We start from the raw sequence: 12,705 nt of genomic DNA, 5'->3' as shown, positions 1-12,705 counted from the left end.
CCATGAAGCGCGCCGCCCGCCTGAACGCGATCCTCGACCTGCTCGCCGCCGACGGCGAGGTCGGAGTCGACGACCTTGTGGCGCGGTTCGGTGCCTCCCCCGCGACGACACGGCGCGACCTCGATTCGCTCGCCGAGCAGCGCCTGCTCACCCGGACGCACGGGGGCGCGGTCGCGCAGACCGTCGCCTACGAGCTGCCGATCCGGTACAAGAGCCACTTGCGCACGCAGCAGAAGGAGAGCATCGCGCAGGCCGCCGCGGCTCTCGTGACCCCCGGCATGGTGGTGGGGCTCAGCGGAGGCACCACGACCACGGCGATCGCCGCGGCCCTCGCCGCACGCGACGATCTCGGTTCGGGTTCGGGATCGGGCTCGGGATCGGGATCGGGCATCACGGTCGTCACGAACGCCGTGAACATCGCGGCCCAGCTCGCGACCCGCCCCGACATCAAGGTGGTCGTGACGGGCGGGGTGATCCACTCGCGCAGCTACGAGCTCGTCGGACCCTTCGTCGAGCAGCTGCTGCGCGGCATCCGTCTCGACATCGCGTTCATCGGCGTGAACGGCATGGACGCCGACGCCGGGGCGACCACGCAGGACGAGCGCGAGGCGGCCGTGAATCGGATGATGGCCGCGCGCGCGGGGCGAGCCGTGGTCGTGACCGACAGCAGCAAGCTCGGCCGGGTGGCGTTCGCCGCCGTCGGCGGTGCGGAGCTGTTCCCCGTGATCCTCACCGACGACGGGGCGACGCCCGCCGATCTCGCGGCCCTGCGCGCTGCGGGCTACGAGGTCGTCGCCGCAGGCTGATCCGCGGCCCGTTCCGCGGGATCCGCCCGAGGCGACTCCTGGTGGGGATGTCGCGACCCCTCGCGACATCCCCGGAGTAGATGGTGGCCGTGTCGTTCCCCGCACTCCCCAGTGCACGAGGCATCCCCAGTTCCGACCGCGCCTCCCTCGCGCTCCGTGTCCGAAGCCCTTCGCGTGGCACCTTCTGCAGATCAGGAGCGGGGGCGACCCGTTCTGATACATCGAGTGGAGAAAAGTCTCAGAGCCCGTCGCCGTGGCACTGGAACGGGGCGCGGAGCCCGGTCGACTCGGATGCCGAGGCCAGGGCGACCGCGGGCGCGACGCCCTCCGCGAGACGTGCGTGCACCGCGCCGAGCAGTTCGCATGCGACGTCGTCGGCGACGACCACCGGCGCCGCGATCACGCACCGCGTCCCCGCGTGCAGCCAGACGCGCGTCATGCCCAGGGCCTCTTCCCCCCAGCGCACCGACGAACGGCCCAGCTCGCACGCCGACAGCACCACGGTCTCGGGGACGCGCGGGATCAGATCGACGTCGTACCCGAACAGCGTGCCGTCGACGAGCTCGAATCCCGAGAACAGCGGATTGTCGACCGCGTGGCGGCCGTGCGCGGCGATGTGCAGCACGTCGGCGTCGGCGGCGAGGTGGATCACGTCGGAGACCCGCGCCGCGTCGCCCGTGAGCACTGTGGCATCCGTCCACGCGTTGGCCGCGGTGCCCACCTCCTCGTCGGCACGCACCACCCGCGGACCTGCCGCGAAACCGGCCCGGCGCATTGTCGTCGTCGCCCGCGGGGCCGGCCTGCCATCCCGCGAGTCGTCGCCGAGCCAGCGCGACACCGACGTCGCGATCGTGAACGGGACGGATGCCGTGCCGGGGAGCATCGCCCACGGGATGCCGCCGAGGATGCCGGGCACAGTGAGCGCGAGCCGCTCGGCGCCGTGCGCCGCGGCGAGGACCGGCCGCAGGAGTTCGACGTCGAGCACCTGCATCCGCTCGTCGAGCGACCGGGCGACGAGACGCGCCATCGGGCCGCCGTGCGTGAGGGCGGCGACGTCGAGATCGGCCCGGAGCCCATCCAGCGCGGCGCGGATGCGCGGCCACGACAGCTCGACGACGGTCGCGCCGTCCGCCGTCACCACGGTGCAGAGCAGATCGACGCCGGTGAACACGTAGGCGAGCACCGCCGTGCCGGACGAGAGGCGTTCGCGCGTCGCCGTGAGATCGAGTCGGCCGCGGCTGGAGCCTGCGCCGGTCGTCGACCACTGCCGGTCGCGCACACGATCGCGCAGCACCCGCACCCGCGCATCGGCGGTCCAGTCGGAGCCCGCGAGATCGGCGCGCAGCATCCGCAGCTCGGCGAGGTCCGCCGCGAGCTCCGCATCGCGCGGCGGCCGCACGGGCGCGACCTGCTGGCTCAGGTGCCGCGCCCGCTCCGACCATTCGAACAGGATGCGCGGGTCGCGCGAGCGCGCCGCCGCCGCGAGCCCCGCGAACATGAGCTCGGTACCGTGCATGGCGACGGAGGCCTGCAGATCGAGCGCACCGAACGACTGCTGCCAGGACGTGAGCAGGTCGAGTCCCGCGGCCGCGGCGCGCCGCGCGTCGGCATCGCGTCCGGCGGCGGAGGCACGGACGGCGCGCACCTCCTGGGCACGGAGTCGCAGTGGAGTGGGGGCGTCGGCGGCGAGCCGCGGCATCCGCTTCCCATCGGCCAGTCGGGCGGTCAGCGTCAGCGCGGTGGCCTCGGTCGCGAAGCCGCCGCGAGCGAGTGCCGCACTCGTGCGCGCGAACTGACCGTGATCGATGGGGCTGCCCGGACGAGCGCGCAGCCGCGCCTCGAGCCGCACGGCCTCGGCTCGCGCCGCCCACCCCTCGCTGCCGAGGGCGGTGAACCGCCCCGCGGCGGTGGTAGCCGAACGCTCGGCCGCGGCCGGGTCGTGGCGCAGGAGGGAGCGCGCCAGGTGGAACTCCGCCTCGCCGCGGGACTGCCTCATGCGCTGTGCGCCGAACTGCGTCGCGACCTGGCCGAGCAGCTCCTCGGCCTCGGTGGTCAGTCCTGCGTCGCGGAGCACCTCGGCGCGGTCGAGGTCGCTGATCGCGACGGCCAGCGCGCTCGTGGCCGCGAACGTCGGACGCGACGCGGTCATGTAACCGAGCGCCGTGATGAGGTCGCCTCCGAGCAGGGCCGCGTAGCCGAGGTTGTGGCGCGCCTCGGCCAGCGGCTCCTCGTCGCCGAGGGCTTCGTATACGGCGATGGCGGCGCGCAGGTCGGACTCGCACTGCGGGAGGTCGTGCCGTTGCATCCCGACCATGGAGCGACTCATCAGGAGGTTCGCCCGTTCGACGGAGTTCTCGTCGAGGGCGTCGATCGCTCGGGTGAGGAAGTCCTCGGCCTCGTCGAGTCGGCCGCCGTGCATGAGAAGCGTGCCGAGCTGGCCGTTCAGCACGGCGAGGGTCTCGGCGCGCAGGCCCGTCCTGGCGAGGGCGGCCCGCGACAGCTGCTCGGCCTCGGCCGGTTCGCCGGTCTGCGCGAGGACGTACGCCAGCGTGCCGTCGATGCGCGCGCGGAGGTCGTCGTCATCGGAGGCGCGGGCGGATGCCGTGGCGAGCGCGCGCCGCGCCTGTCCGAACCGCCGGGAGTTGGCCGCCGCGACGCCACGCTGATGCAGTTCGCGCGCGGTCAGAGGCATCCTCCCAGAATGCCGGTATGTGGCGTTCCGTGGAAGTGCGACGAGTCAGTCCCGCGGTGCCGGCAGTCCCTTCAGCACCGTGTCGACTGCCGCCGTCGCCGCCTTCATCGTGACTCCGGCGGGCGGTACGGACCCGAGCTGTGCGGCGATCCGTCCTGCGACGTACGGTGCCGCGAACGACGTGCCGCTCCAGATCGCGAAGCCGCCCCGATAGTCGTCCGGGTCGATCGTCTCGCGGTGCAGCCCGTCGACGTCGGCCCGCGTGGACGCCTGCTCGCCACCCACGAACCCGGGCGACGTGCTCACGACCGCCGCGCCCGGCGCGTAGACGCGCACCCACGGTCCGACGTTCGAGAACAACGCGACCGAGCGCGCGGAGGGGTTGAGGGCGCCGACGGAGACCAGCGGCGCATCCTTGTCGGGAACGATGCCGTTGTCCGCCCCCGGCCACGGCCACAGGGATGCCGGGAACGACGGCCGGTCGATCGCATCGTTGCCCGCGGAGCACACCACCACGCATCCGAGCTCACGGGCCTTCCTGAGCAGGGCGGTGAGCGTCGTGCTGAACAGGCCGTCCTCGGGGGTCTCGTGGTAGTAGCCGAGCGAGAGGTTCAGCACGTCGATCGGATGCCCGGTCGAGGGGTCCGCACGGTGGCGACGCAGCAGCTCCACGACCTGCGCGACCGTCGTGAGGAACGTGCTCTCGTCGATCACCCCGAGGGCCCCGGCCATCCGCACGGACAGGATGTCGGCATCCGGCGCCGCCTGTCGGATGATGCCCGCGATGAACGTGCCGTGTCCGGCCACGGCGTCGATCTCGCCGTCCAACTGCCCGTACAGGTCGGGGTATCGTTCCGGATCGGCGTCGTCGGTGAGTCCGATCGGCACGCCGTCGAGCTCGACCTGCCGCGTGACGATGTCATCGGGGAGCCAGTCGTGCACGCCGCATCCGGTGTCGAGCACCGCGACGACGGGCCTGCGGCCGCGCTTCGGCGCCGGTCCGCGCTGCGGCGCCGGCCCCACCCAGGTCACCGGCTGCCGGGCTCCGCGGCCCGGCTCGAGGTAGTCGTCGCTCCCGCCGGAGCCTCCGCCGCGCACCGGGTTCGTGCGACTGAACGGGTTCGTGCGGCTGAAGGGGTTGGTGCGGCTGAACGGGTTGAGCCCGACGGGGTCGATCGACACCACGTGTTCCAGGCTGGTCCGCGGCATGGTCGAACGGGTGCTCCGTCGCGCACGCTGCAGCACCCGCCAGGCGTCGGGCGCGACGGGAGACTCGCCGCGCACGGCCTCGTCCGGTGTGAGCAGTCGCGCGCGCAGGAAACCGGGCACTCCCGGCAGCAGCGGAGCCGCGTTCAGACGCGTCTCCTCGGACTCGATGTCGAGCTGCCACCCGAAGGATGCGGCGGCGTCGCGCAGCGCCTTCACTTCGCCGTCGTAGGCCTCAGTGTCGTCGTCCCGGTCGAACGTGATCAGCAGGCGCTCGGGCAGGTATGCGGTGGGGAAGGCGCGGACGCCCTCCACCGGCTCCACGTTCGGATCCAGCGCCGTCCCTCGACGGATCGATCCCTCCGCTCTGTCCTGCCAGCTCCATCCCCTCGGTTGTTCCATCGTCGGTCCCCTCCGCGGGCGTCCCCGCATCCTCTGCGGGTCGCCCCGCGTCCATGCGGACGTCGTCCGCGGTGTGTGTGCGGGAATCCCCGCTCAGTGTGCGGGTCACCCCGCTCTGTGTGCGGGAAGGCCCACGATCGATCACAACTCGAACTGCGGAGTCGCCAGAACGCGCGCTTCGCCGCCGACCGTGGTGGTCAGCCGCACGCTCGTGAACCCGTCGGGCACGTCGTCGAAGGCGAAGCGTCCGGTCTCGCTCGGCGACGTGGTGCGGATGCGGTCCCCCTGGCGCAGTTCGATCTCGGCGGCCGCCGTGTCGACCCAGCCGTCGACCCGATGCCGGCCGTTCGCCGTACCGGTGACGTGCAGCAGGATGCTGGTGGTGCCGTCGCTGAACTGGAGGGTGAGTGCGTCGGCGTCGCCGCGCACCGCACCGAGCGGCTGGTCGACGAGCGTCAGCAGGGCGTACTCCTCCGAGAGTCCCTCTGCGGCGACGGCCGCGATCATCCGGTCGATCAGGCTCGCCGGCATGGGGTCGACGTCGCGCCACAGCGACCGCAGCTGCGCGAAGAGCTCGGCGTCCTCGCGGTCGGGCGTGCTCATGACGCACCCGCCGGTGCTGATCCGTCCAGTAGGGCGCGCAGCTTGGCGAGGCAGCGCTGCCGGGTCGGCCCGATGCTGCCGACCGGCATCCCGAGCTCGCCGGCGAGTCGGGCGTAGTCGGGGCGCTCCTCGAAGGCGATCACGCGAAGCAGCCGCTGACAGCGATCCGCGAGACGCTGCACGGCCGACCAGAGCGCGCGGCTCTGCTCGCCGGTCGCGGCGCGATCCTCGGCCGACTCCTGCCGCGGCAGCAGGACGTCGAGCGTGTCGGTCTCGGTCGTCTCGACCCTGCGTCCGGCCTTGCCCGCGCGCCACGCTTCGCGTCGCGCCGTGGTCGTGAGCCAGGCCGAGACGGCGCGCGGCTCGGTGATCGACCGGTGCCCGCGGACGAGCTGCATCCAGGTCGTCTGGATCACGTCCTCGGTGAGCGTGCGCTCGAGGCCGTAGGCGCGCACGACATGCCAGAGGACAGGCGTCATGAGCCGCACGAGGTCGTCCATCGCGCGGCTGTCGCCGTCCCGCCATGCCTCGAAGAAGTCGGCGGCGCGTCGCCAGCGCGCCGCACCGTCGTCCGGTGCAGGATCGAGGGCGGCGCCGTCGGGTGCGCCGTCGATCATGAGTCTTATTGTGAGCACACCCATCAGGAGCACGGCAAGGCTTTTCTGATACATGGACGGCGTCGAAATCCGGTGGACCTCACCGCCGCTAGCGTGGGAGGCGTGACTCTTCTCGCCATCGTCCTGTTCCTCAACGCCGCGTTCAACGCGCTCGTGTGGCCGCGCTTCTACATCCGCGTCGCCAAGGACCCCAGGGCGAGGGATGCCGCGGGTAAGCCGACCGCGTTCCTCACGGTGCACATCGTGCTGATCTCGATCGCCCTGGTGCTCGCGCTGCTGTCGGTGCTCGTGGGCATCGCGGCGCTGACTGGCGCGCTGTAGTCGCAGGTCAGTCCTCGGCGGACTTCCCGGTGCCGCAGAGGATCAGGATGCGTCGCAGGTGCATGGCGCTGAGCACGCCCGGGCCCATCGTGCGATGAGCCTCGATCGTGCGGTCGTCGACCGTCTCGAGCAGCAGTCGGACGGCCCGGGCAGCGTCGGCGCGCACCCGATGGGCCTCGGCCGTATCGGGCTCGCGCTGCGCGATGACGTCGGCGACCGCGTGGCAGGCGGCGGCGAGCGGTCCGGGCAGGGCGGGGTCGAGGCGCAGGGCTCCGGGGCGATCCCAGATCGTGTCGGCGGTGGCGTCGGAGATGTCGCGGATGAGGTGGGCGATCCGGTCGAGGGACGCCAGCTCGGCGTGGACGTGCTGCGTCTCGCCGCGTCCGCCGCGCGCGCGGACGTTGCCGCGTCGGCTGTCGTCGGCGTCGGCGAGGGCCGCGCGCAGCCCGCTGGTGGTCTCGGCGAGCGATGCGGCGTCGTCGGCCCACTGCTGATGCTCGGGCGGCCAGGATTCGGTCACGGCGTTCCCGATGTCGTGCAGGTGGGTGCTGAGCTGGTCGCGGAAGGTGTCCACGCGCGCGGCGGCGGCGAGCGTGAGCGGTGCGGGAGCGATCACGATGTTGACGAGCAGCCCGATCGTGACGCCGACTGCCGTCTGCGTCAGGTAGCCGAGGGAGTAGTCGTCGGCGTTCTGGCCTCCGATGATGAGGACGAACAGCGCGGCCATCGGCACGTACTCCTTGCCGGCGCCGAACCAGTTCGTCCCCGACACCAAGACGCCGACACCGACCACCACCGGGATCGTCCACCACGTCGGGCCGACGGTGATGACGACGATCGCCGCGAGACCGATGCCGGTCGCGAGGCCCAGGAGGGTCTGAACGCTGGAGCGCATGGAGCCCATGAGGGTCGGGTACATGCTTACGAGAGCGCCGAGCGGCGCGTAGTACGGGTACTCCTGGGTCACTCCCGGCATATGCGGGGCGACGACCCAGGCGAGTCCGACCGCGAGCATGGTCTTCGCCACGAGCAGGAGCCGGGCGGGACGCACGGCGTCATGCAGGGATGCCACGATCGCCGGGCGCTGCGGGCGGATGCGCGAGCGGATGTTCGTCACGGGGTCCTCTCTGCCGACCTCCCCGGAGGAAAGGCTACGGTCGGCGGCCCGATCGCTCGACGGGGTTGTCTCGGGCGCGGGCGCGCGGTAGAAGCCTGGATCGACGTCTGCGTCGTTCGGATGCTCGGGCGAGGTGCTGTGTGACCGCCGGGCGAGGTCGTGATCGGATCTCGGGATGCTCTAGGCGGGGCGTTCCCAGGCCGAGAGGAGCAGCTTGACCCCGAGTGCCCCGAGCAGGACGGCCGCTGCTCGGTCGACTCCGGCCTTGGTCCGCTCGTAGACCCTTCTGAATACGGCGATCGACAGTCCTGCGGCCACGGCCGAGTACCATCCCGTCTCGACGACGAGGACTCCGCAGATCAGTGCGACGGCCAGCCCGAGAGTCGGGTCCGCGGGCAGGAGCGAGGCGAAGACGCTCGCGTAGACGATCGCGGTCTTCGGGTTGCTGAGCTGAACGGCGAACCCGCGGAGGAATGCACGGTGCAGTCGATGGCCTCCGACTTGCCGCCGCGTTCCTGCGGGCACCTGGGGGAGAGGGATGCGCGCTCCGCGCCAGATCTTGACGGCGGTCCAGAGGAGGTAGGCGGCGCCAAGGATCTTCGCGGCCACGAAGAGCGGTTCGACCGCCATGAGAGTGGCGATGAGGCCGCACAGGGCGAGGACGGCGAACGCGAGCCCGCCGGCTCCGACGCCGACCGCAGTGGCCACGCCTTCCCGACGCGAGGCCCCCAGAGACGCCTGGGCGACCAGGACGAAGCTCGGTCCCGGGCTCATGGCCCCGAGCAGCAGCGCGCCGGAGGCGGCGAGGACGATCGTGATCTCGTTCATCTCGTCACTCCCGTCGTCGCCGGTCCCGGCTCGTCCCCTGGTCGCCCGTCCTCAGGGTGTCGCCTCAGGGCTTGGTGATGGTGAGGTCGTCCCAGGTGAACACGGTGGCGGGGAGGGTGGATGCTCCCGAGACGGTGTTCATGAGTCCGACGGTGCCGGCGGTCTGCATGGCCGCGGTGGTGTCGGTCGCGGTGACCTGCCACGTCGCCGGCTCGGCGTCCGTGGCCTTCCAGACCTTCGCGGACAGGGTCGTCGGGTTCGTGCCGGTGACCGACAGAGCCACGTTCAGCACGGTTCCCGGCGTGTAGGTCACACCCGGCATCAGGTACGAGCCCAGAGCGGTCTCGTCGCGCAGCAGGTACAGGCGCACCCCTCCGCCGACCTCGAACCGGACCCGGGCCGAGTAGTTGGACCCGGCGACCTGACGACCGATCACGGTCGCCGTCGCCGCACCGCCGGTGGCGACCTGGTCGGCCGCGACCGACACCCGGACCACGGCATCCGTGCCCGACAATCCCAGGCGTGCCGTGCGCGTCTGCGACGGAGCCATCGACACCACACCGCCCGTGCCGTTCACGGAGTACGCCGTGGCACCGCCCTGCAGCGTCCACGCGCCGCCGAGATCGGCCGTGCCCCACCCGCCGGACGGGACCGTGCGGGTGAACGTGTCGGTGACCAGAGGCGCGTTCGCCGGAGGAGCCGTGACCGTGACGGGCTTGGTGACCGTGTTCGTCGCGCCCTTGTCATCCGTCACCGTGAGGGTGACCTGGTAGGTGCCGGCCGTGGTGTACGTGTGCGACGCCGTCGCACCCGTGGCCGTGCCGTTGTCGCCGAAGTTCCACGCGTACGACGCGATCGTGCCGTCCGGATCCGCCGACGCCGACCCGTCCACCGCCACCGACAGACCCGTCGCCGTCGGCGTGAACGCCGCCACCGGAGCCTGGTTCAGCACACCCAGAGCGATCTTTCGATGCGATGCCATCTCGCTCGGGGTCAGGACTCGGTCGTAGATGGCGACGTTCGAGATCGCGCCCTTCAGATACGGGCTGGTGCCGGCGTTCGGCCAGCCACCGATCGTGTCGCCGCCGATCCGCCAATAGCCGGAGTAGGGGTGCGCGGACGTCGTGTCGAGGCTTGCTGCGATCTCGACGCCGTCTACGTACAGCTTCTGACCGGAGGGGCTGAGCGTGGCGACGACATGATGCCAGCGGTCGTCGTTGAAGTTCGCACCACCACCGATGGCCCGCGTCTCTCCCGGATACACGCCGAACGACACACGTCCTGCGCCGTCGATGTAGACGTTGCGGTCGTTGCTCACGGAGTCGCGAGTGGCGGCGTCTCCGAAACCGATGATCTTGCCTCCGCTGGTGCTGTCGGTCTTGAACCACGCCTCGATCGAGAAGACTTGCGGCGCGGGAGCCGAGGTGAGCGTCCGTGCTCCCGAGCCTGCGGTACCCGCGAACGTGGTCGTCGGTGCGGAAGAGGTGGTGACGGGACCGGTCGATCCTCGCGTCCCGTTGTCCACGATGAGGTGGTTGCTGCCGGCCCGGTCGAATCCCGCGTTGCCGCTGCTCTCGTTCAGAGGCCAGTAACTGACCGGAGCCGCCGTGAGCACTGCATCGTCGTATGCGGTGGGCGCCGGCGTTGCCGTCGGGGTGAGCAGGCCCGCCTGCCGGTGCGCGGCGATCTCGCTCGCCGACAGTCCGCGGTCGTAGATCGCGACGTTCGAGACCGCGCCTTTGAGGAACGAGCTGCTGCCCGCATTCGCCCACGCCGTCGTCATGCTGCCGCCGACTCGCCAGTGCCCGGTGTACGCGTCGGCGGTGGTCACCGTCGGCTTCGATCCGATCTGCACGCCGTCGACGTACAGTGTCTGCCCGGCGGAGCTCACGGAGGCGACGACGTGGTGCCACGTGTCGTCGTTGAACCCGGGAGTGCTCGTGATCGTCTGCTGCGATCCCTTCCACACCCCGAACGTGACCCGTCCGGTGTTGTCGAGGTAGACGTCCCGATCATGGGTGCCCGCCTTGCCGTTCTGGGCGGCGTTGAAGCCGACGATCGCGCCTCCGGTCTTGCTCGCGGTCTTGAACCACGCCTCGATCGTGAAGACCTGCGGCGCCGAGAGGGAGTTCTTGCTGCCGCCGCCCGAGGTGTCGGCACCGGTGAACGCTGTCGACTTCGACGTCGGAGTCGACAGAAGCGGGCCGGTGGTCCCCAGAGACGCGTTGCTCAACGCGAGGTCGTTGGCGCTCACCCAGTTGAGTCCGGCTGCGGCGCCGCCCTCGTTGAGCGGCCAGTACGCGGTCGGGTTGCCTGCGAGCACGGCCTTGTCATAGGAGTTCGACGCCGCGACGTTCGCGGTCGTGACGACGGGCGTCCAGTCCGTCTGCGTGGAGTTGCCGAACCCGTCGATGGCCTTGATGCGGTAGTTGTGGGTCGCGCCCGGGGTCGCGGTCGTGTCGATGAACGACATCGCCGGGCGGGTCCAGAAGTTGGAGATCGCGGTCGTCTCGGTGAGGGGAGTCGTCATCCCCTTGTCCTGACGGAACACCTGATAGATCAGCTTCTGGCTGTCGCGGTCGTAGTTCGCGCTCCACGTCAGCTTGTTCCCCGCGCGCACAGCGGAGGCGTTGAGCTTCCATGCGCTGCCCTGCTCCTGCGGTCCCTGCTTGTTCGGCGCGACGTTCTTCGAGGCGAAGCGCACGATGCCCTGCTGGGCCACGCCGTTCACCTTGAGGAACTCCCCGCCGATCAGCACGTAGTCGCCGGCGGCGGTCACCTGCCACGGGCCCTGGGACTGGCCGGTGTACGTGCCGGGGGTCCAACTCGGGTACCACTGCAGCAGCGTCGGTGCCTGATTGCCCTCGAAGTTCCCGTAGGGTCCTCCGACCTTGTCCTTCGTGATGACCGGGCCGGTCGGCGCCTGCGAGAAGGCCAGCGAGTTCTTGAACCGCAGTTCGGACGACTCCGGGAAGCCGCCGATGTTCGAGCAGTTGTGCGGGTGTCCGACGACGTAGACGGTCGACGGCGTGGGAGCGATGTCGTAGCTGTCGCCGTGGCAGTCCTCCATCCAGACCAGACTGCCGTCGCTCCAGTTCGCACGGAACGCACCCTCGAAGGCGCCGCCGTCGGCCTGGAAGTTGTGCGCGGCGCCGGTCCCGTAGACGCTCTCGCCGTCCGATGAGAGCGAGTACATGATGCCGTAGCCGCTCGCGCTCGCGCCGCCGTTGCGGAGCACGCTGTTCATGGCCCACGGCATGATCGCACCCGTGCTCGCGTTCAGGGCGGTGATGCCTCGGCCCGGGTTCGTCGATCCGTTCACCGAGGTGAACGATCCCGAGACGACGACCTTGGAGCGGTCGGGGGACACCACGACGGCCTTGGCTCCGTAGCCTCCCTGCACGTTCGCGGTGAAACCCGTCACCGCACCCGTCGTCGTCGACACGGCGGCGACCTTGGTGCGCTGCGTGCCGTTGATCGTGGTGAACTCGCCCGCCAGATACACGGCGGACTCGGTGACGGCGAGGCCGTCGATGCGTCCGTTGGCCTCGGGGGCCCAGCCCGTGACGAGCGCTCCGGTCACGGTGTCGAAGGCTGCGACCCGGTACCGCCACGCTCCGCCGGCCTTCGAGAACATGCCGGCGACGTAGATGCGCGTCCCGTCGGCGGACTTCTTGATGTCGAGCACGGTGTTGTTCGCGCCCGGGTCCCACGACGAGATGAGCTCGCCGGTCGTGAGGTCGTACGCCAGCAGGTTCGCGCGAGGCGTCTCGTTCGTGCCGGGGGCGGCGCCGGCCGGTCGGGCCTTCGTGAAGCTGCCGCCGACGTACACGGTGTTGCCGACGACCTCCTGTGCGTAGACGACCCCGTCGATCTGCACGGTCGGCAGCCCGTCGGCGGCGACCGTCTCCGGCGTGCCCGGCGCCGGAGAGGTGTCGGCCGTCGACGCGGCGGGAACGGACAGGCCCCCGAACGTGAGCCCCAGTGTCAGGGCGACGGCTCCCCAGAGCGTCGTCCTTCGCGCGCGGCGAGCGCCGCCGTTCCCGGCCGCGCCGAAGCGGCCATCCCCAGTGGTGTGCACGTCGTTCTCCCCAGAATTCAGCACAGAGCACG

9 protein-coding genes are annotated in these 12,705 nt (G+C 71.0%); 2 read left to right on the top strand and 7 right to left on the bottom strand.

From position 1 onward, the window contains the following. Window positions 1-2 precede the first annotated feature (2 nt). Entirely contained in the window at window positions 3-806 is an 804-nt protein-coding gene (locus MRBLMX7_RS09260) for a DeoR/GlpR family DNA-binding transcription regulator (RefSeq protein WP_363367835.1), read from the top strand. Window positions 807-1,044: 238 nt separating this feature from the next. On the opposite strand, the gene MRBLMX7_RS09255 is transcribed toward MRBLMX7_RS09260, so the two are convergent. The 4 genes from MRBLMX7_RS09255 to MRBLMX7_RS09240 all read right to left on the bottom strand — a co-directional run bounded on the left by MRBLMX7_RS09255 (window position 1,045) and on the right by MRBLMX7_RS09240 (window position 6,380). Beyond that, window positions 1,045-3,498 carry a CHAT domain-containing protein gene (locus tag MRBLMX7_RS09255; RefSeq protein WP_363367833.1) on the bottom strand — a complete coding sequence of 818 codons (2,454 nt, stop codon included), beginning with the start codon at window positions 3,496-3,498 and terminating at the stop codon, window positions 1,045-1,047. 45 nt (window positions 3,499-3,543) lie between these two features. Beyond that, window positions 3,544-5,106, bottom strand: a complete 1,563-nt coding sequence (locus tag MRBLMX7_RS09250; RefSeq protein ID WP_363367831.1) for a S8 family peptidase — start codon at window positions 5,104-5,106, stop codon at window positions 3,544-3,546. A 141-nt stretch (window positions 5,107-5,247) separates the two neighbouring features. Beyond that, window positions 5,248-5,709 (bottom strand): hypothetical protein, encoded by a 462-nt coding sequence (locus MRBLMX7_RS09245; protein ID WP_363367829.1) that lies wholly within the window; start codon window positions 5,707-5,709, stop codon window positions 5,248-5,250. After that, window positions 5,706-6,380 (bottom strand): RNA polymerase sigma factor, encoded by a 675-nt coding sequence (locus MRBLMX7_RS09240; RefSeq protein WP_363367827.1) that lies wholly within the window; start codon window positions 6,378-6,380, stop codon window positions 5,706-5,708. Before MRBLMX7_RS09240 ends, MRBLMX7_RS09245 begins: the two co-directional genes overlap by 4 nt. A gap of 48 nt (window positions 6,381-6,428) precedes the next feature. Between MRBLMX7_RS09240 and MRBLMX7_RS09235 the strand changes: the two genes are divergently transcribed. After that, window positions 6,429-6,647 (top strand): SCO4848 family membrane protein, encoded by a 219-nt coding sequence (locus MRBLMX7_RS09235; RefSeq protein WP_363367824.1) that lies wholly within the window; start codon window positions 6,429-6,431, stop codon window positions 6,645-6,647. A gap of 7 nt (window positions 6,648-6,654) precedes the next feature. Here MRBLMX7_RS09235 and MRBLMX7_RS09230 read toward each other — a convergent pair whose 3' ends face one another. The 3 genes from MRBLMX7_RS09230 to MRBLMX7_RS09220 form a co-directional block, all read right to left on the bottom strand. Continuing rightward, window positions 6,655-7,764 carry an FUSC family protein gene (locus MRBLMX7_RS09230; protein WP_363367822.1) on the bottom strand — a complete coding sequence of 370 codons (1,110 nt, stop codon included), beginning with the start codon at window positions 7,762-7,764 and terminating at the stop codon, window positions 6,655-6,657. 180 nt (window positions 7,765-7,944) lie between these two features. Beyond that, the gene (locus MRBLMX7_RS09225) at window positions 7,945-8,592 is read right to left on the bottom strand and encodes a LysE family translocator (protein ID WP_363367820.1); all 648 of its coding nucleotides are present in this window, start codon (window positions 8,590-8,592) and stop codon (window positions 7,945-7,947) included. A 64-nt stretch (window positions 8,593-8,656) separates the two neighbouring features. Further along, window positions 8,657-12,673, bottom strand: a complete 4,017-nt coding sequence (locus tag MRBLMX7_RS09220; protein WP_363367818.1) for a LamG-like jellyroll fold domain-containing protein — start codon at window positions 12,671-12,673, stop codon at window positions 8,657-8,659. Between the last annotated feature and the right edge of the window lie 32 nt (window positions 12,674-12,705).

Source organism: Microbacterium sp. LMX7-1.2 (genome assembly GCF_040675935.1).
GTDB lineage: Bacteria > Actinomycetota > Actinomycetes > Actinomycetales > Microbacteriaceae > Microbacterium.
The sequence above is the reverse complement of the archived record's forward strand: the minus strand, read 5'-3'. Positions and strand labels throughout refer to the sequence as shown.